This window comes from Auritidibacter ignavus, assembly GCF_003703835.1.
GTDB lineage: Bacteria > Actinomycetota > Actinomycetes > Actinomycetales > Micrococcaceae > Auritidibacter > Auritidibacter ignavus.
The window spans coordinates 85336-104610 of the sequence record NZ_RDQR01000001.1 but is presented as its reverse complement, the minus strand read 5'-3'; the positions used below and the strand labels follow the sequence as shown (position 1 = coordinate 104610).

15 protein-coding genes are annotated in these 19275 nt (G+C 55.8%); 12 read left to right on the top strand and 3 right to left on the bottom strand.

The genetic code is table 11. The features are described from left to right. Nucleotides 1-32: 32 nt before the first annotated feature. Nucleotides 33-950: an ABC transporter ATP-binding protein gene (locus tag DYI20_RS00495; protein WP_110099472.1), complete on the bottom strand. Its 918-nt coding sequence runs from the start codon at nt 948-950 to the stop codon at nt 33-35. Beyond that, entirely contained in the window at nt 928-1848 is a 921-nt protein-coding gene (locus DYI20_RS00490; RefSeq protein ID WP_110100344.1) for an ABC transporter permease, read from the bottom strand. The genes DYI20_RS00495 and DYI20_RS00490 overlap by 23 nt, the downstream gene beginning before the upstream one ends. Before the next feature lie 322 nt (nt 1849-2170). Here DYI20_RS00490 and DYI20_RS00485 point away from each other — a divergent pair, with 322 nt between their 5' ends. The 3 genes from DYI20_RS00485 (at nt 2171) to smc (ending at nt 9355) form a co-directional block, all read left to right on the top strand. Beyond that, nucleotides 2171-4345 (top strand): hypothetical protein, encoded by a 2175-nt coding sequence (locus DYI20_RS00485; RefSeq protein WP_110100345.1) that lies wholly within the window; start codon nt 2171-2173, stop codon nt 4343-4345. A 215-nt stretch (nt 4346-4560) separates the two neighbouring features. Then, nucleotides 4561-5724, top strand: a complete 1164-nt coding sequence (wecB, locus tag DYI20_RS00480; RefSeq protein WP_122548680.1) for a non-hydrolyzing UDP-N-acetylglucosamine 2-epimerase — start codon at nt 4561-4563, stop codon at nt 5722-5724. 31 nt (nt 5725-5755) lie between these two features. Further along, nucleotides 5756-9355: a chromosome segregation protein SMC gene (gene smc / locus DYI20_RS00475; RefSeq protein WP_122548679.1), complete on the top strand. Its 3600-nt coding sequence runs from the start codon at nt 5756-5758 to the stop codon at nt 9353-9355. Here the strand turns inward: smc and DYI20_RS00470 are convergent. Continuing rightward, the gene (locus DYI20_RS00470) at nt 9324-10631 is read right to left on the bottom strand and encodes an MFS transporter (RefSeq protein WP_122548678.1); all 1308 of its coding nucleotides are present in this window, start codon (nt 10629-10631) and stop codon (nt 9324-9326) included. The two genes, smc and DYI20_RS00470, sit on opposite strands and share 32 nt — an antisense overlap. Nucleotides 10632-10733: 102 nt before the next feature. Here DYI20_RS00470 and ftsY point away from each other — a divergent pair, with 102 nt between their 5' ends. The 9 genes from ftsY to lepB all read left to right on the top strand — a co-directional run bounded on the left by ftsY (nt 10734) and on the right by lepB (nt 19273). After that, nucleotides 10734-11933 (top strand): signal recognition particle-docking protein FtsY, encoded by a 1200-nt coding sequence (gene ftsY / locus DYI20_RS00465; RefSeq protein ID WP_244924635.1) that lies wholly within the window; start codon nt 10734-10736, stop codon nt 11931-11933. 298 nt (nt 11934-12231) lie between these two features. Further along, nucleotides 12232-14001, top strand: a complete 1770-nt coding sequence (locus DYI20_RS00460) for an N-acetylmuramoyl-L-alanine amidase (RefSeq protein ID WP_122548677.1) — start codon at nt 12232-12234, stop codon at nt 13999-14001. Nucleotides 14002-14176: 175 nt separating this feature from the next. Continuing rightward, nucleotides 14177-15781, top strand: a complete 1605-nt coding sequence (gene ffh, locus DYI20_RS00455) for a signal recognition particle protein (RefSeq protein ID WP_110100349.1) — start codon at nt 14177-14179, stop codon at nt 15779-15781. A gap of 192 nt (nt 15782-15973) precedes the next feature. Next, nucleotides 15974-16432, top strand: a complete 459-nt coding sequence (rpsP, locus tag DYI20_RS00450) for a 30S ribosomal protein S16 (protein WP_110100350.1) — start codon at nt 15974-15976, stop codon at nt 16430-16432. Between the two features lie 2 nt (nt 16433-16434). Then, nucleotides 16435-16674 carry an RNA-binding protein gene (locus tag DYI20_RS00445; RefSeq protein ID WP_110099481.1) on the top strand — a complete coding sequence of 80 codons (240 nt, stop codon included), beginning with the start codon at nt 16435-16437 and terminating at the stop codon, nt 16672-16674. 114 nt (nt 16675-16788) lie between these two features. Beyond that, complete coding sequence (rimM, locus tag DYI20_RS00440) at nt 16789-17343, top strand: ribosome maturation factor RimM (RefSeq protein WP_122548676.1); 555 nt, start codon at nt 16789-16791, stop codon at nt 17341-17343. 5 nt (nt 17344-17348) lie between these two features. Then, entirely contained in the window at nt 17349-18065 is a 717-nt protein-coding gene (gene trmD, locus DYI20_RS00435) for a tRNA (guanosine(37)-N1)-methyltransferase TrmD (protein ID WP_122548675.1), read from the top strand. A gap of 165 nt (nt 18066-18230) precedes the next feature. Then, nucleotides 18231-18581 carry a 50S ribosomal protein L19 gene (gene rplS / locus DYI20_RS00430; protein WP_110099484.1) on the top strand — a complete coding sequence of 117 codons (351 nt, stop codon included), beginning with the start codon at nt 18231-18233 and terminating at the stop codon, nt 18579-18581. Between the two features lie 29 nt (nt 18582-18610). Next, a complete protein-coding gene (gene lepB / locus DYI20_RS00425) occupies nt 18611-19273 on the top strand; it encodes a signal peptidase I (protein WP_122548674.1) in 663 nt (220 codons plus the stop codon). The last annotated feature ends 2 nt before the right edge of the window (nt 19274-19275 follow it).

Sequence of the window (19275 nt, the reverse complement as noted above, 5' to 3'; positions counted from 1 at the left end):
AAGATGACAGGACGCCATGAGGTATGGCCTCGTTATGATGGCTGGCCGTCTTCCACAATGTCGTCAATCCGATCCTGGAATGTCTGCATGTGCTTTTCCTTCACACCCTGGGCGACATTTTCGCCGTGGCGCCGCAACGCATTCATGAAATAGCTGTAGTGCTTCATCACCTCGTCAGGTTCGCCATCTTCGACAACTGCACCCTTATCGAGCCAGATGACTCGAGTACACATTTCACGAATTGCAGAGGGCGAGTGGTTAACGAGGAATCCCGTACCGGAGCGGGCGATCAAGTCCTTCATGGCCTGATTCGAGCGTTGTCGGAAGGCATCGTCACCGGTGGAAAGGGCCTCATCGATCATCAAGATATCCGGGTCTGCCGACACAGAGATCGAGAAACGGAGCCGAGCTCCCATACCGGACGAGTAGGTACGCATCGGCATCCGTACGAAGTCACCAATGTCTGCCAGTTCGACAACCTCGGGCACTTTCTCTTCGACCTGTGCCGGTGTGAGTCCCATGGCCAATAGTCCGATACGAATATTGTCGATACCGGTGAGGTTCGGCAAGAGTGCGGCGCCAACACCCAGTAGCTGCGGTGTGGAGCGTGCCACGACCTGGCCTGAGTTCGGAGTCTCGACACCGGCGAGAACCCTGAGCAAGGTACTTTTACCCGACCCGTTTCGCCCTACGAGCCCAATGAATTCACCTTCGCGCGCTGCCAGCGAGATCCCTTTCAGCGCCTGAAACGATGTCTTCTTGCCGCGTGACTGAATTAATCCGCGCTCTTTGCCTTCATCTAAAATCCGCACGCGGTAAGTGAGCTCAATGTCTGTGGCGAGCATCGTGAGCTCTCCGAGCTCTGTCGTGGTTGGTGAAATGGTGTCCTCGCTCTCGTCCGGTTCCGGGGTGGGAGAGTTCTTAGGCTTAGACGTTTCGTTCGCGACCATAAGATTCCTCTCCTTGCCAAAACACTAGAAACCCAGCGACAAACAACACAACGGCCCAACCGCAGAGAACCAACCAATGCTCGACTGCTGGCACCGTGCCATCAATGAGTATTTCGCGGTACATCAGTAAGACGGTGTAGATCGGATTCAGCTCGATTATGGCTTCCAACGTTGGATATCTAGTCGTAAACCGGGTGATCGGAAAGATCACTCCAGAGCCGTACATGAGCAGGCGAGTTAGAAAAGGAATCACCTTACTCAGGTCAGGGAAAACGACCGCCAGCCGAGCAACAAGTAGCGTGATGCCAAAATTTAGGACGACGTGAATGAGCAGAATGATGGGGAAGAGGAGCCAACTCCACTCTGGAAGTTCGTGGGGAGGGATAGCCATGATGATCAAGAACATCATCAAAAAGGCCGGGCCTCTTTGCAACAAATCGTAGAGAGCCTCTCCTAAAGGCAGCGCCATCCGCGGGAACTTGAAAGCCCGTATCAGTGAGCGAGACGACGCGATCACCTTGCTACCGGTTCCCAAGGCACTACTGGTCATCTGGAACATGAAGACACCAATAATGACAAAGGCCACAAAGTTGTCCATGCCCCGATCGAATTGCAACAACAGCCCGAAGATAATCCAGTAGAAAGCTGCGTCGAGAGTTGGGCGAAGAACCAACCAAAGTGGCCCCAGCTTGGCGTCGTCGTTGCCCGTAACAACGCGGCCTCGCGACTGACGCCAAATGAAGTGACGCCGTTGCCATAGCTGACGAATATACTTTCCGATTCCAGGACGCCCTCCGATGGGAGTGAGCTTGTCTACACCTGGATACGAATCTTTTACGGCCGAAACGAACTCAGCGGTTTGTGGATGACCCGCTTCCTTGTCGTTGGTAGACGCCATACTTCTCGCTACAGCCTTTCCTGCTCCTCCACATACAACGGCATCAAGAGGTCTTCTTTGTGCCGTTGCAGGGAATCTGCACCTTCACATTGAGACTACATTGTATCGCCACGGCGAAACGATCTTGCCAGATGCTAGGAGGGTCGTCCGAACTGGGAGGTAAATGGCAGAACGAGGATCACCCGTGCAGATAAGCTGAGGTATTCGCCGAAGCTGATAGTTTTGTAGGGATGCCGGGTCAAACCAGCCATTGAGTGAAGCTACGGCCACAGATGGTTGTGCCCAGTCGATATACCCCCGAGCTGTCGTTCAGAAGGCAACCATGAATTCTCAGTCCTCATCCGTCGTTCGCGCTGTGCTGATTGATACCCGAGCTCGGACCATCGAAGAAAGTGCGGTCCCGGGTAAGTGGAAGCCAAATACGAAGGTTGCGGAGTTCGGTGGACTTGCTTTGACAGGCAAACAGCTTTGCCGGGGAGAATTTGGGTTCGCTCACCCCGAGAATCTCACGATTGCCGACTTGCGTGATGCTCCTGGGGAATGGCTAGCCATAGCTAGTTCTCGACACCTGTTGTCAGGAGTGAAACACCTTGTTTTTGCCGATCGCTTCGGATTTGGACCAGTCTTTTATGCAATTATCCCTAGGCGTGGGGTGGTCTTGTCGGATAGCTTTATCGCCGTTGCGGTTGCTCTTCGAGAGTCCGGTGTTTCGGTTCATCTGAATCTCAGTACATACGTTGCCGCTCTAACTAGTCGTGGCCGGACTGCCGAGGGGATGAGTGACTCGACGACCATGGCAGAACAAATACATATTCTCGAGCCAGATTGCGTCCTCGAGATTACCGGTCGCCAAGCGACCATCCGTCCGCGGGTTACACTGGGGGGCTCTGAGACAATCAATGACTACACCGACGCCGTGTCGTTAGGCATAGAGCTAGCCAGAGAGTCCTTGACGACTGCAGTGAATTCGTTGTCCGCTCGGAAAGTTATCACCCTTTCCGGAGGCGTTGACTCCCGGCTCGCTCTAGCGCTCCTGACACTGACTGGTGCTCATCAAGACTTCAAGGTCTTGACGTTTGACCCACGAAGATATGAGGGTAAGAAACGTAAGGTTTACGGGCGAGATATTCAGCTCGCCAATGCGATTCGCGCTGATCACGGCATGGAGTGGTGGGGCCCTACTGAACAGTGCGGTTTATCCTTATTGTTCAGTGAGCGTGTCTTCACCCATCAAATACGCGATTCGAATCGCAACTACGAGATGTTTCTGTCCGATTTTTCAGGAGAATACGCCATTCCCCAGATGACGATCCGCGGAGGTGGAGGAGAGCTACTTCGCGTCCCGGGGTCTGCTGAAGGTCTGGCTAACCGTGTTTTCCGGGAACTTGGAAAGGGCGTATCGATGTCGGACCCGCGGGTCTTCAACTTTTTTCTCCAAGCGCACAGCTACCCCCGGCTTGCGAATAAGCACTTCAAACCATTAGTTGCTGAGCATTTCGAAAGAACCTTTAAACGCTCTAGGGGATCCGACCTGTTCCAACGCCTCGACGGATACTACTTTCGGACTAGGAATAGGTACCATTTCGGTATCACGCGACAGGCTTTAGACAAGCGCGAAGTCCCCTTGTTTCCACTGGCTAATCCTTACTTTTTGCAAGCGTCGCGACTCGCTGAATTCCACGAAAGAACCCAAGGCAAGCTGGTCAAAGACATATTCCAGGCTTCGGCGCCCCAGTTGCTGAAGTACCCTTTCGACAGTGATCAGTGGACAAGCCGTCTCACCACTGCAGAGCTGAAAAAGGTGCCGGACGACGACTCATGGCGCGAATCGTATGATGTAGCGGATAGTGGCAAAACCGTACAGATTCGACGCGATGAGGCAGACGCGCAGCGCTTCACATTCAACGCTCAGCGAGCTGGAGATCTCTTCATCCGTGAAGGGTTCGCGACGATCGTTGGACACGCTCCAGAGCAGTTTCAAGAGCCTCTGCAACAACAACATGAAGCAGTATTAAGGACGATGGAGCAGGGTATACTGAACAGATCAACCATTCTCGGAAAAGTCGCCTCGGCCTTGGATGTCGTGACGCCACCCCCACCCGAGATCGCCTCACTGAAGACCCTATCGGTTCCAGGACTTTCTGCGGACGAAACCGCTCCACGAACCAAGGTTCGGCTGATTACAGATCTGCGTGAATCATCGGCCGCACTGTCTTATCCTGATCCCACTAGTTCAGTGACAACCGTGCAACGTATCCATGGGCGAATACTTGTGGCTAACGATTTCGCCAGTGTCGAACCGAGTGAGTATGAATGGGCTTTCTACCTGTATCGCGATGGGACAGAAATCTCCGAAGTTTGGTACCAAGACACTCCTCGGTACGCTTTTACTGGCGTTGAGGAATCGGGGAGATATACAGTTCTCACGTTCATCAGAAGAAAGGACAGCCCGCAAAACGTGATAAAGGTACCGAGCACCAGCGCGATCAGTATCTAGCCCGGGGAATGTCGGCGATCACAGTGATCACAGTGCAGTCATGCGGGTACTAAGGAAAGGATATCGAGAAAGGTCATATGTTTATCTCGGCCCTCCCAACGAAAATGTGCTGATTAGGGTGGTAGCTGTGTAGGGTTGTCTCGGCATACTAAAATGAAATCACCGGCTCACTGACGCGTGAGGTCGTTGTGTCGTAGTGATGTAGGAGTAGAGACATAATGAAAATCATGCCGGTCTACGGCACCCGCCCCGAAGCGATTAAGATGGCCCCGATTGTGAAAGCTCTTCAGGAGTCGGATCAATTCGAGTGTGTGGTGACCGTCACTGGACAACACCGGGAAATGTTGGACCAGGTGAATGAGCTTTTCGGAATCACTCCCGACCACGACCTCAATATCATCCAGCCCCGCCAGACCCTGAACATGGTGATGGCGAAAACCATCAATGGTCTCGACGCGATCATGGATGAAGAGAAACCCGATGCCGTGGTGGTCCAAGGTGACACGTCGACTTCCACAGCTGGCGCCATTGCCGCCTTCAACCGTGGTGTGCCAGTGGTTCATGCCGAAGCCGGGCTCCGTAGCTTCAATATCTTCTCCCCGTTCCCGGAAGAAGCGAACCGGAAGATTACCTCCCAGATTTCTTCTCTCCACTTAGCACCGACCTCGGTCAGTCGCGACAACCTCATCCGCGAGGCAGTTAACCCTGACGATATTTACGTCACCGGTAACACGGTCATCGATGCTCTGCTTGAAGTCGTCGACCAGCGCGTGCCGTTTAGTGAACCCGCCCTGCAAGGACTCGTCGATGAGGTAGGTCAGGGTCGCAAGGTTGTGTTGGTGACGACTCATCGCCGTGAGAATCAGGGTGATGCGATGCGCGGTGTCGGCCGAGCATTGGCACGACTGTCGGACTCACACCCGGACGCGACCATTGTTTTGCCAGCCCATAAGAACCCTGTAGTGCGTGAGGCAATTCTGCCGTTCCTGGAAGGCAAAGAAAATGTCATCGTCACCGAGCCGTTGGCATACGGGGAATTTACCCACTTGATGAACCTCAGCACCGTCGTCCTCACCGACTCCGGTGGCGTTCAGGAAGAAGCACCAGGTCTGGGCAAACCGGTGCTCGTGATGCGCGAGAACACCGAGCGTCCCGAAGCGGTGACCGCCGGAACCGTCCGACTGATTGGTACCGCCGAAGAGCGCGTTGTCGAGGAAGTCTCCGAGTTGCTCACAAATGACGAGGCATACGCCAAGATGGCCAATGCGGTAAACCCCTATGGTGACGGCCGGGCCGCACCGCGTTCTGTCTCGGCGATTGCAGAGCTACTCGGCGTGGGCTCTCGTTTACCACAATTTGACGACGGACTCGGTGAATAAGGGCTTATTTGCCGTCCGGTGTGACGTGTAAATGTATCTGAAAAAGCTCGAGGTTCGAGGGTTTAAGTCCTTCGCTTCCAAAACTACTTTCGAATTTGAACCTGGGATCACCGCCGTCGTCGGCCCCAATGGGTCGGGGAAATCAAATGTTGTCGATGCACTGGCCTGGGTGATGGGCGAGCAGGGTGTGAAGAACCTGCGCGGTGGCAAGATGGAGGACGTCATCTTCGCAGGCACCTCAGGTCGCCAGGCTTTGGGGCGGGCACAGGTGACCCTGACCATCGATAATTCTGATGGTGCCCTCCCGATTGAATACTCCGAAGTGGCCATTTCCCGCACCCTGTTTCGAGCCGGCGGATCCGAGTACCAAATCAATGGGTCACCGGCCCGACTGCTCGATATCCAGGAGCTTCTCAGTGACTCGGGGCTCGGTCGAGAAATGCATGTCATCGTCGGTCAGGGGCAACTCGACCGCATTTTCCATGCCACACCGGAGGAGCGACGGGGGTTCATTGAAGAAGCCGCCGGAATTCTGAAGCATCGTCGCCGGAAAGAACGGTCGGTTCGCAAACTCGATGCGATGCGTGGGAACCTGGACCGAGTCAGAGACCTCACTGAAGAAGTCCGTCGCCAGCTAGGACCACTCTCGCGTCAAGCCGACACGGCACGCAAAGCCCAGCGCATCCAATACGATGTCCGAGATGCCCGTGCCAGACTGCTGGCCGACGACGTGGAGCAGCAACTGCGGGTGGTGGCAGATCTGGTGGAACAAGATCGGGGCAACGACGAAGAGCTCGTCGCGGCTCGCCAGAACATCACTCAGGTCTCTGAACAAATGGACGCGCTGGACCAAGAACTCGACGACATTACGCAGGCGGCCACCGTCGCTCGTGAACACCGGTACGGGCTCAGTGGTTTGCAGGAACGGTATCGGTCGTTGCTGTCGGTGACCGACGAACGGCTGCGGACCGCGTCGGCACCGATCACGAAAACCACGACCATCACCGCCGAGCAAGCGCAAGCCCAGCTTGATCAAGCCGCCGAAGAATATCGGCAAATCTGCGATACCAGAGCAGAAACCGACAAGGCCCTGGCGCGGGCCATCCAGGAAAAGGACGATGCCGAGCGCGTAGCAAGAATCGCTTCGCGAGCATATACGGACTCACTGCAAGAAGAGGCCCAACGTCACCGCGCCATTGCCACAGCAGAAGCAAAGCTCGCCTCGGCCATCGCTGAACTGGAAGCAGTGAAAGCCCAGCGCAGGCACGTGACTGAAGAATCAGAGTACCGTCAAGACAGTCTTCGTGAGCTACAAAACTCACTTTCCGCATACCAAACGCAGGCCGATGAGGCAGCACGGCAACGTGCACAGATCGAAGGCCAGCTTGACGAGGCGGACCGGAAACTGTCCCAGAAGCGTGGCCAACTGGATGACCTGATGGCACACTTGGCCGCGCAGAATCGTGAATATAGCGCTATCCAGGCACGGATCGAGGTCCTCAAGGATTCGTTGGAACCACACAAGGGCTCGGCTCGGGCGTCTTTAATGGATCTGGCTGTCGAAGAATTGAGTTCTCAATTTGTGGTCTCAGCTGGGTGGGAACGCGCCGTTGCGGCCGTGCTACCGGTGGCGGTTGAACAGCTTTGGGCGGATGACTCGCAAACCGCCAAGGCTGCTGTGGACTTATTGCAACACGGCGAGGTTGAGACCACGCGGATTTACACTCCCACCTCTGAAGGGGAGAGTTACGTGAAGCGGCAACAACTCCCTGATGGGCTTGTTACTGCGGTAGACCACGTCTTCGCGCGTGAGCCAGACGCGAATTCTGCCGTGACCGCGACATTGCAAGAGCTGTTCGGACACGTCGTGCTGTGCGAAGACCTCGAGGAAGCCGAACGCGCTATACAACGCTTCGAGGAGACCGACCTCGATAATGCCCATGTGGTGATCGCTACCCGGAATGGACACCTCATGACGCATCTGTGGGTCCAGGTTCACGGAGCCGGCGGGAGTAGCCATGTCGAAGCTCGCGGGTCGCTTGATGATGCCGAAAAGACCCGAGATCGGCTTGACACGGAGATCTCGACTCAACAGCAACACATTGAGGGTATGAGACAGGAAGTACGCACCTCGCAGCAAACTCATGACGAGATCCGCGAGAGGGTAGATGAAGCTCGACGGCGAGAGACGACCTACCTGGAGCGACAGGCAGCGACGAAGAATAGCTTGGCCCAAACCCTGCAGAATAGCGAGCGTTCAGAGCAACAATTGGAGGAGCTTGCCGATCACCTTCAGGCGGCTCAGAACCGTGTGACAGGATACCAGGAGGCTTACGATACAGCCGTGGCTGCCGAGCGGGTAGCGTCGCAACAGCACACCTCGGAAGATTCGCCGAGCGAACAAGAAGCCGAGCGTGCAGAGGCTCGCGCCGTCGAAGCTCGACGGGCTGAAACGGATGCGCGGCTGGCGTTGCGAACTCAGGAGTCGACTGAACAACAGGCACAACAACGCGTGGAACAAGCCCGGCGGAGGCTATCTGCTGCTCACCTGGCAGAACAAGAGTATTCCCGCGCGCTACACCAGCAACGACACCGAGTCTCTCACCTCGAACAGGTCCACGTGGCCGTAAATACAGTTCTGGAAAAGATCGGTAGTTCGGTTCGTCGTGCTGAGGTTGATGAGCAAGAGTTCGCGGCCACTCGTGAAAAAACTCAGCAACGTCGGGAAGCTCTGGTTCACCGACGCCAGCAGGCTCAATCTGATCTAGAGAAACTCAAAGAACGTACCCACGCTCGTCAGCTTGCCCGCCAGGAGCAAGAAATTAAGCTCGAGCAACTCAAACAAAAAAGTCTGGACACTTTGGGGTACACCCACGACTATCTGGTCGCGAATTTTGGGACCGACCAACCAATCCCCGAATTTAACGAGGGCCAGCAAGATCAGGACGAGGCTGTATCGTCGACTGCTTACCGTCGAGACGAACAGGAGAAACGCTTGAAGAAGGCCGAGCGTGAATTGCGCGCGCTCGGCAAAGTCAATCCGCTGGCTTTGGAAGAGTACTCGGCGGTGCAGGAACGACACCAATACCTCAGTGAACAGTTGGAGGACCTAGAGAATTCTCGCAGGGACCTGTTGCAGATTATTGAGGATGTCGATGCGACGGTGCTCAGGGTCTTTCGAGAAGCCTTCGAGGATACCTCCGCTCAGTTTGAGCATGTTTTCTCCACGCTTTTTCCCGGAGGTGAAGGAGCGCTCGTCCTGACCGATCCGGAGAACATGTTGGAAACGGGCATTGAAGTCCATGCCCGTCCGGCCGGTAAAAAAGTCACGAGGCTATCGTTACTCTCTGGAGGCGAGCGGTCGCTAGCCGCCGTTGCGCTACTGGTGTCGATCTTTAAAGCCCGGCCTTCACCCTTTTATGTGATGGATGAGGTAGAAGCTGCGCTGGATGACGCTAATCTTTCCCGGTTGCTGACGATCTTCAAAGAACTCCAACGGGACTCGCAGCTGATTATTATCACCCACCAACAGCGCACGATGAACATCGCCGATGCGCTCTATGGTGTGTCCATGCGTGGAGATGGAGTATCCCAGGTGATCAGCCAGCGTCTGAGTCATGACGAAAATTAGTTGTGGCCTCCGATTGAGCCGGCTCAATTTTCGGCAATGACCCGGTCCTCGGTCCCCCAGGAGTGACGGGGACGTTGGTTTCCGGAGCGATCGTCCAGACCAGGGCTGCAGTGACCAAGATGATTCCGGTGAGGCCAAAGCCCAAGGCATAGCCCGTGACATCGACCAACAGGCCGACCAATAATGGCCCCGCAATACCGCCGACATCGGAGGCCATTTGTGCTGTCGACATGACGGTTCCGGCCTTCTTATCTTGTCCCACGATGTCAATAATCGCAGCTTGCTGTGGAGCGTTGAGCAGTCCCGTTCCGGCGCCTGCGATGGTATTGAGGGCTAAGAATAACCAAGGGTTAACGAACACGCCGAGCACGCCAGTTGTCACGCCAGCGATGAATAATCCGGAGACAATCAGAGGCTTACGCCCAATCCGGTCGGAGAGCCTCGACGAGAAGGTCACAGCAATTACGTTGCCCACGGCAAATAACGACAACCCGACCGCCGCGGTTTGCGGACCGTCGAGGAAGAAGGTCATTCCCGCGAAGGCCGAGGCCGCAAAGAGGGGAGTCACGGAGTTTCGCACCCCGAACGCAGCCCAGCCATTGGCAAAAAATGATGTCAGCGTTGCCCGATAAGAACTATTGCTCAGTGCCTGCCTGAGCTTCATCGCCGGTCGGTCATCTGGTGCCGGTCGGTGCGTTTTGCTACGACCTACGCCGGTGAGCGTGAACAAGACGACCGCGGCGGCAACTAATAGGGAGCACCCATAAATGACAAAGGGAGCACGCGGTCCCAAGCCCACGAGCGCGCCACCGACGATGGGGCCAAAAATATTGCCTAACAAGAACGATGACGCATAGGCGCCAGAGATGCGTCCGCGGATCGTTGGGGGAGATTTGCGTGCAAGATAAGACATCGCAGAAACCGTGAAGAGGGTGGAACCGATGCCACCCATTCCACGGAAGACGAGAAGTTGTGGGTACGTCTGTGCAAGGGCCACCAAGAACATGGACAGCGCCACAATGGTGACACCGGTGGTGTAGACATAGGGTTCGCCAAACTTACTGGTGACTCGGCCGGAGACGGGGGCGAAGAGTAAGCGAGCTAAACCGAACGAGGACACCACTGCTGAGACCGCAAATGCCCCGACACCAAATGACTCGGCGTACAAAGGAAGAATCGGGGCAACGATGCCAAAACCGATCGCGATGAGGAAGGTCGCCGTAATGAGGACTTTTAGCTCTGCTGGAATTTTCGGGACATCGCGATCTTGGGGCATATATTCGATTCAATCACGAAGCCCGGATTGTCCTCAGTGTGCTCTTAGCAACGGGCTGAAACTGGCTCGGCAAGAACCCGGAGAATATGAAAGACTGAAGAGGTGGAAATCCTTATTATCAGCGCCGTTGTTCTGCCCGTCTTAGTCGGTCTGGTGTCGACGTTTGTCTCGGATCGACCTGATGAAACGAAGGTGGTGTATACAACCACCGCAACTCCGGAGGAAGTTGCTCCATCTCCGGAGGATGTTGCAGAAACTGCCGTCCCAGATGAGACACCGGTTCTGCCTCCATCGGAGGAAGCTCAGGCTGAGACCGAAGTCCAAGAGCTTGAGACTGTCATCGAGGAGCCGGTTGCTCCCGAGCTGGAGAAACCAGAAGCAGCCAAGACCCGTTTGGGGCGCCTGCGTGCGCGTCTCGTGAAATCCAACAACATCTTTTCCAAAGGGTTGCTAGCCCTTCTGTCCCAGGACGACATTGATGACGATGTGTGGGATGAAATCGAAGAGACTCTGTTGACCGCAGACCTTGGTTCCGGTCCCGCACTGGAACTTGTCGATAAGCTCCGTGAACGAGTCACCGTTGAGGGCACGAAAGACACCGAGCAAGTCCGTGAGATGCTCCGCGAAGAACTCATTAACTTGGTAGACCCGACGATGGATCGTCGTCTGGCCGTATCGCGTCAAGAAGGCCTTCCCTCCGTTGTGATGGTGGTGGGCGTCAACGGAGTGGGCAAGACCACCACTGTCGGTAAAATTGGTCGCGTTCTCGTGGCTGAAGATCATTCGGTGCTCTTTGGTGCAGCTGATACATTCCGTGCAGCTGCCGCCGAACAGCTGGCGACGTGGGGGTCCCGCGTTGGGGTTGAGACGGTACGTTCCGAGGCAGAAGGAACCGACCCAGCCTCAGTCGCTTTCGACGCCGTGCAGAAGGGCATCGAATCTGAAGTCGATACCGTGATCGTTGATACCGCAGGACGTCTGCAGAACAAGGGTAACCTCATGGACGAGCTCGGCAAGATTAAGCGTGTTTCTGAGAAACAAGCGCCGGTCCGCGAGGTCCTGCTTGTTATCGATGCCACAACGGGACAGAATGGCCTGACCCAGGCAAAGGTCTTTACCGAAGCCGTCAACGTTACAGGTATTGTGCTGACCAAGCTCGACGGATCTGCTAAGGGAGGCATCGTGGTCGCAATCCAGCGTCAGCTGGGTGTTCCCGTCAAGCTGATTGGCCTGGGCGAGGGTGCCGACGACTTGGCCCCGTTCGACACACACGGTTTCGTTGACGCGCTGATAGCAGAGTAACCTCCGTGGCACTGACTCAGACCAGCCGGGCAGGTGGCGTCTTATCGACGTGCCTCAGTGCTGTGACCTGATTCAGTGACATGGCAACGATTGAAGCCTCTTCCCGGCCAGGAGCGATTGGTGAACCGGCTCGCTTCTGTCTCGGTGGAGGGCTTCAGCTGTCTGGGGGTCACATCGCTCTTAATGCAAGGCGATCGGCTTTGAGATTGTTACCCTGTGGTAGCATGATGGTTGTCTAATTAGACACTTCTGTCTCACTGTCTTCACATGTCTCTCACACCCCTTGGATAGGCCCCTTATGCCTGGCTTCACTTTGCGAAAAAAGCTCACCGTTTCATTCGTTCTTCTTACTCTCGGTGTCTCCACCGTCAGCCCAGCAGTAGCCGACACCGTTTCTGTTGCGGTTCACAGCCAAAATGCTACAGTCGACGAGCCTGCCGAAACCGCCGAAGGACCTGCAGAGGCTGACCTTCCTGAGGCGGAGGTGCGCAGTGAAGATAGCCAGGTATTTTCTATCGATGGTGTCTCTCAGGAAGCCCTTCCCGAGGGCGAAGAGATCGAAGCCGAGACCTCGCCCGAGCCCCTGAACGCAGAAGCCCATGAAGAGGGGGATAGCCCGGCGACGAACGAGGTTTCGGAGGATCCAACTGAGTCTGCCCTGAGTGAGTCTGCACCCACCGACTCGGAATCCACCGAGTCTGAACTGGCGGAACCCGAACCGGTCGATGCTGACCCGAGCGAGAACGCTGTTGAGGACGATGAGACTGTAGCAGACCAAGAAAACAGGCAAACGGTTACCGATGCAGCGGAAGGGTCGGAACCGGCGACTGATCGTGAAGAAGACCATCTGAGCAAGTCTGCTCTGGATGGGGAGAGCGACGAAGGCGAGCTGTCTGCGCTGACTGTTCCCCTGGAATCCATTGATTTCGTGATTGCCGGTGTGACCTGGCATCGATCCACTTCTGAAATCGTCACTAATGTTTCGATCCGCGTTCGGGAGCAGGATGGTTGGTCTCAGTGGGAATCACTGGAGATCATCGATGACGAAATGGCCGAGGGCGATGTTATCGGTACAGAGCCACTTGCGACCACGGAAGCAGACGCCGTGCAGGTCCGGGTCAACACCGAATCAGGTGAGGTTCCGTCGGGCCTGGAGATTACGCTGATCGACCCCGGTGTTTCGGATAATGATGGCGCTGTGGTTGCCAACACCGCCAGCCATGTTTCCACCAGCAAGAAGAACCCTAGCGTAGGTCGACCAACGATCGTCCGAAGGTCACAGTGGGGTGCCAACGAATCCTGGGCGTCTCCCAGCAAGCAATCCAGCACGCTCAAAGCGATGTACGTCCACCACACAGCGGGGACCAACAACTACTCGCGGTCACAAGCTTATGCGCAAGTTCGCGGTATCTATAGCTACCATGCCCGGACGCTGGACTGGGGAGACATCGGATATCACTTCCTCGTCGATCGGTATGGAACGATCTACGAAGGCCGCAAGGGGTCGATGGATTCTTTGCCGATAGGAGCACAGGCCGGAGGATTCAACACAGACACTATTGGTGTCAGTGCCATCGGGAACTTCGAGGCAGCTACTCCGCCGACAGCTATGGTGAACTCGCTGACACGGGTTCTGGCGTGGAAGGCGCACCAGTACGATCTCAACCCGCAAGGGAAAACAACACTTGTCTCGCGCGCTTCTCCGGGCTCGACCGCGCGTTATAAGAGCGGTACTCACGTTTCGTCGCCCGTCATTCTTGGCCACCGCCATACCAACGCTACTGCATGCCCCGGGGCCCGCCTGAATGCGCTACTGCCCAGCATCCGGTCCAATGCGTCTTCCAAAGTTTCCAAATTTGAATCCTCTGTGAAGACATATCAGTATGTGACCTCGTCTGGTCCGATGCGTGCTGGTACGTCGTCGAAGACGCGTCGGATTGGGACGGTTCCGGCTGGTGAGCGTGTCCATGTGTTGGGTTCGAAGGGTTCATGGACCCAGGTGGTTGCCAAGGTGGGTACTGGTTGGGTTCCTTCCCGCGTGTTGAGCGATAAACCTCCCAAGCCCTAACCCCTACTCGGCATCAAGGCTACTGGAGCTACGGTCTACAGTGATGTGAGTTTCTCTCTGACTGAGGGGTCACGCTGGTATTCCTCAGGCAGACTTGACTATTTCTGAAGACCGACGTAAGTCTTGCTACCCTGGGTAGGAGCTAATAACCGTTTCCGAAGGAAGTTTCTTTCCAGTGTTCACATCTCTGACAGACCGTCTGACGTCGACCTTCAAGAATCTGAAGGGTAAAGGTCGCCTGACCGAGGCGGATATTGATGCAACTGCTCGGGAAATTCGCCGTGCATTGCTCGATGCTGACGTTGCTGTTCCCGCGGTGCGTGAGTTCATCAAGCGCGTGAAGGAACGTGCTTTGGGTGAAGAAGTCTCCCAGGCGCTCAACCCAGGCCAGCAGGTTGTCAAAATCGTCAACGCTGAACTGGAAGAGATCCTTGGAGGCGAGACCCGTCGTATCCAGTTCGCGAAAACCCCGCCGACGGTGATCATGTTGGTGGGTCTGCAAGGCGCTGGTAAAACAACCCTTGCCGGCAAGCTGTCCCGTCATCTTAAAGAAGACGGGCATACCCCGATGTTGATCGCAGCTGACTTGCAACGTCCGAACGCTGTTCGTCAGTTGGAGATCAACGGTGAACGGGCCGGAGTTCCAGTTTTTGCCCCCCACCCAGGCGTCTCCTCGGAGTTTGAAGATCCCACTGGTGACCCGGTCCAGGTTGCTCTGGACGGGGTTAATGAAGCGAAGAAACGTCAACACGACGTGGTCATCATCGACACCGCAGGCCGTCTCGGTGTCGACCAAGAGCTCATGCAGCAGGCCTCTGATATCCGAGCTGCGACTAACCCGCAGGAAGTGCTGTTCGTCCTCGACGCGATGATCGGTCAGGATGCGGTGGCCACTGCTCAGGCGTTTAACGAAGGTGTCGGTTTTACCGGTGTCGTCCTGTCGAAGATGGACGGCGACGCTCGCGGGGGCGCCGCGCTGTCGGTCAAACACATCACGGGCAAACCCATTATGTTTGCCTCCACCGGGGAGAGCATCAAGGACTTCGAAGTCTTCCACCCCGATCGCATGGCATCACGTATCCTCGACATGGGTGACGTGATGAGCCTGATCGAGCAGGCTGAGCGTAACTGGGATAAGGCCGAAGCCGAAAAGATGGCGAAGAAGTTCGCCGGGCAAGAAGACTTTACCTTTGACGACTTCTTGTCGCAGATGCAGCAACTCAAGAACATGGGGTCAATGAAGAAGCTGTTGATGCGGATGCCCGGCGCCCAGAGTATGCGCCAACAACTTGACCAATTCGACGATTCCCACATTAACCGTATTGAAGCTATTATTCGGTCGATGACCCCGCATGAACGGAACGCGCCGAAGATCCTGAACGGATCGCGACGCGCTCGCATCGCAAAAGGTTCTGGGGTTAAAGTCTCTGACGTCAATACTTTGGTCGAACAGTTTGGCCAGCTTCAGAAAGTCATGAAGAAGATGGCCTCGGGTGGAGGCATGCCGAGTATTCCTGGCATGCCCAATATTCCCGGTATGCCAGCGGGTGGCCACGGGGGCAAGAAAAAAGGTAAAGGTGGCAAAAAGAACGCCAAGAAACAGCGCTACGGCAACCCCGCTAAAGCGGAGGCTGCAGCGCGGGAGCAAGCGCAGAAAGCCGCTAACCGTCCCAAGCCAAATCCCTTGAAAGGCAGCTCTTTTGGTGGTGCTCAAAACTCTCAGGGAATGGATCCCAGTCAGCTCAACTTGCCGAAAGGCTTCGAGAAGTTCCTGAAATAGGGGTTATCCACCACGGGGCGTCGAGTGGAAATAAGAGTGCGTTGTCTGGCATAATGGTTCGGTACTGATTCGCGGAGGAAACGACCCTCTATCCTTTCCTCTGCGTTTCCGTTCGCACGCTACGTTTCAACTTTGATCCCCAGTGAAAACGTTGACGTGCACTCAATGTGAGAAAGAGGAGTAACCACAACAGTGGCTGTAAAAATTCGTCTGAAGCGTCTGGGTAAAATTCGTTCGCCGCACTACCGTGTTGTGGTGATGGATTCCCGCACCAAGCGTGATGGTCGTGCCATCGAAGAGATCGGTCTCTACCACCCGACGCAGAACCCTTCTTTCATCAAGATTGATTCTGAGCGTGCTCAGTACTGGTTGTCGGTCGGCGCTCAGCCGACCGAACAGGTCCAGGCTTTGCTGAAGCTGACCGGCGACTGGCAGAAGTTCAAGGGCGAGTCCTACGACGAGTCCACCTTGAAGCAGCCGGAAGCTAAAGAGGAGTTTGTTGCTCCGGAGAAGGGGTCGGTGATTATTCCTGAGGCCATTACCCCGAAGGGTGATGACAAGGAAGAAGACCAGGCCGAAGGCCAGGCTGAAGAGAGCACCGATGAGTCTGCGACTGAAGAGAACGCAGACAGCAAAGAAAAGTCTGAGTAATCATGTTGCAAGAAGCGTTGGAACACCTGGTCCGAGGGATCGTTGATTATCCCGAGGACGTACAGGTTGACCTCCGTGAAAACCGCCGTGGCGAGCTTCTCGAAGTGCGAGTAAATCCCGACGATCTCGGCCGTGTCATTGGCCGAAAAGGTCGGACCGCCAATGCCCTGCGCGCTGTCATTGACGGGCTGGCCGGATACTCGGTGCGAGTAGACGTGGTTGACACGGACCGTCGTCACTAAAGAAGAGATGACCTCGAGGGTTCCTAGAACACCGATCACATTGTTCTAGGAACCCTCAGTATTTTAACATGACAACCACCCAGCACCAGCAGGTACTAAGGAGCAAGAATCGGCATGGCCCAGGAAAAGCTAGACGGGCTCGTGAGAGTGGCACGGATCGGTAAACCCCACGGCATTAAAGGCGACGTCACCGTTCAGATCTTCACAGACACCCCAGAAACTCGTTTTGTTCCCGGCGCGGTGCTCACCGTGGACCATGGAAAAAAAGACTCGCCACTAGCTGGTAGCCTGACGGTCAACAACGCCCGCTGGAATAAGCATATTTTGTTGCTGTCTTTTGAAGAGATCAGCGACCGGAACCAGGCTGAGCAGTACCGTAATTGCCAGCTCTATGCTGAACCGGAAGACCTGGAAGACGATGATGATGCGTGGTACGCCGAAGACTTAGCGGACTTTACGGTCAAACTCGACTCTGCTGAAGGTGAGACGATCGGTACCATCTCGGACCTGATCCCTGGGGAGGCCCAGGACTTGCTCGAAGTCACACGCACCAACGGCACGACAAGCCTCGTACCCTTCGTGGTCGAAATCGTTCCGGAGATCGACGTGGACCAACAACTGGTGATCCTCACCCCGCCTGCTGGCTTATTGGAACTGGGACAGGACTAACCCCGATGCGCATCGACATTATTAGCATCTTTCCCGAGTTTTTCGAGGTCCTGGACGTCTCGCTGATCGGTAAAGCCCGCCACAAGGGTCTGCTGGAGATTCATGTCCATGATCTCAGGGACCAGACCACCGACCGGCATCGCACCGTGGACGATACACCCTACGGTGGTGGGGCTGGAATGGTCATGAAACCGGAGCCGTGGGCACGTGCTCTGGAAGAAGTGGCATCCCACGGCAAACACCTGGGCTATGGCACACCGCATTTAGTGATCCCGACTCCGTCCGGGGAGGTTTTCGCTCAACCCACCGCCGCGACCCTAGCGGACTGCGAACATCTGGTTTTTGCCTGCGGACGCTACGAGGGCATCGATGAGCGCGTCTTTGCATGGGCTGAAGAACTCTTCGAGGTGCACCTTGTGTCCTTGGGCGACTATGTGCTCAACGGGGGAGAAGTTGCGACCTTGGCCATGATCGAAGCTATCGGGCGATTGATTCCTGGAGTGGTAGGAAACCCTGCGTCGCTGGTGGAAGAATCCCATTCAGATGGGCTCTTGGAATATCCGGTCTACACCAAACCCGCGACGTGGCGGGGACGAGAGGTCCCCGAGGTACTTCTTTCCGGAGATCATGGCAAAGTCGACGCGTGGCGTTTAGCACAAGCTGAGGAACGAACCAAGACCCGCAGACCTGATTTATGGAAAATCCGCAAGGATCTGGCATAATAGATACTCGTGCCCGCTGGGTCCGCTGTCTGCCGCGGGGGATAGCGTACCGCCTGTGTGCACCGGGACAACCCTCAACAAGGGTGTCTCGAAATTTCCATCGCAAGACGTCAAGAGCTTGCTGTATGACGTGGGTGACCTGCGGCGTCCCACCAGGAGAGATCCATGAACATCTTAGATCAGCTCGATGCAAAGTCGAAGCGCAACGACATTCCTGATTTCCAGGCCGGCGACACCGTCGCTGTGCACGTGAACATTATCGAGGGTAAGACCCAGCGTGTTCAGGTTTTCGAAGGCTACGTTCTGGGCCGTCAGGGCTCGGGCCTGCGCGAAACCTTCACCGTGCGCAAGACGTCCTTCGGCGTCGGTATTGAACGTAAGTTCCCGTTGCACTCTCCCGTGATCGACAAGATCGAGGTCAAGAAGCGCGGTGACGTGCGTCGTGCCAAGCTGTACTACATGCGCGATCGTCACGGTAAGGCTGCTCGTATTCCCGAGAAGCGCGTTGACTCCTAGTCAGCGCTGATCAGTAGCCTGTCCTGACGGTGACACAGCAGAACCAGCAACGGACCGTGAGCCCTGATGATGGCTCGCGGTCCGTTGCTGTGTCGGGGAGAGCCAAAGCCCTGATGTGGGGGCTGATTTTCGTGCTGGTGATGGTGCTGGCGATCGTGTTCACCTTGCGCTGGTGGTTTAGCGACTCGTACGTGATTCCTTCTGAGTCCATGGAACCCGGGCTACAAGTCGGAGAGCGTATTTGGATCGATCCGGATTACTACGAGCACCACCCGGTAGAGCGCGGAGATGTGGTGGTCATCGATGCTCAAGGCTCATTTACCCCCTATCAACCGGAACAACCGTTCCAGGACGTGCTCGAAAGCGTGGGAGCATGGATCGGCATCGCCCCGAGCCGTGACAACGTGGTCAAAAGAGTGATTGGCATCAGCGGAGACCGGGTCACCTGCTGCACCGCGAACGGTCGCATCGAAATCAACGGCCGCCAGCTCCACGAAGAGCACTATCTTGCTGAGCCTGACCGGCCTGCCTCAAGCACAGCGTTTGACGTCACGGTGCCCGAAGACAGAGTCTTTCTCCTCGGGGACAACCGGGAATCCTCCCTCGATTCTCGGGATTTGCTGGGTGCCCCCGGTGGCGGCATGGTGCACAATGAACGCGTGCTAGGACCTGTTCGAACTTCCAGAGAGTAGAG